Below are 927 nucleotides of genomic sequence, written 5' to 3'. Positions count from 1 at the left end.
CAGATTAATCTCTATTATTCAACCTCAAATTTTACTCACTGCAATATAGTCAAATAAATTACGGTTTAGGGTGAAAATCATCTATCTGATCTCGCCATTCATTGTAATCCCAAGTTACAATTTTGGTTTTCAGCGTTTCCAAATAGTCTAAAGCCGCTTGTTTTTCGGTTAAGGTAAGCATTTGCTCCAAACGATTTTGGATTTCTTTGTTATATTCCCAAACCGGTGGTAGTTGCTCTGCATCCCACGCTAAATTATTGTCTATCTCGATAATTTTTTGTTTTGCATAATCACTTAACAGCGACCAGGCATAGGCTTTAATCAAATCTTGCTCTCGACCTAATCCATAGAAATACGCTTCAGTCATGCGCAATATGCCTATAATTGAGCTATGCTCTGCCATTAGCTGCGCATAATCTATTGCCTGTTTTAAATCTTCTACTTTTAATGTGCTGCGGTATTCGGTTAATTTATTCAGCTGTTCATATTTTTGATCTTTATAGTGAGCTGCTTGTTGAAATAACATTCGCGCAATCAAATCTTCATAACAATGATAGCCGCCTTCAATGGCGTAATTAAAATACTCAATACTTTTTTCTAATCGCTCATCTGGACAGGGGCGTGCCATACCTTGTTCATCATACCCACAAAAACCCATTCCCCAACCTTTTTCATAGGCAAAATAGGGATATTTTAAATCGGCAAACCGATCCATTAAATACCATTTTATTTGAGAACTTTTAAACACCGCTGGTTCAACTAACGGTTTACCTGCACTATCCACTAACTGATCCCGATACTTATCCATAAATTCTATAAATGAGATCATCCCTTCTTCTTTATAATCTTCATCAAAGAATTTATGCCAAGTAAGGAGAGAGTAATAATACGGCATGGCATTTTTATCCCATTGCCAGGCATGTTTTA

1 protein-coding gene is annotated in these 927 nt (G+C 36.4%); it reads right to left on the bottom strand.

The features are described from left to right. Nucleotides 1-58 precede the first annotated feature (58 nt). On the bottom strand, nt 59-927 hold an 869-nt coding region (locus J3U37_RS12045), incomplete at its 5' end, for a hypothetical protein (RefSeq protein ID WP_267375123.1).

It is taken from the genome of Gilliamella sp. B3172 (genome assembly GCF_026536465.1).
Taxonomy (GTDB): domain Bacteria; phylum Pseudomonadota; class Gammaproteobacteria; order Enterobacterales; family Orbaceae; genus Gilliamella.
The sequence above is the reverse complement of the archived record's forward strand: the minus strand, read 5'-3'. Positions and strand labels throughout refer to the sequence as shown.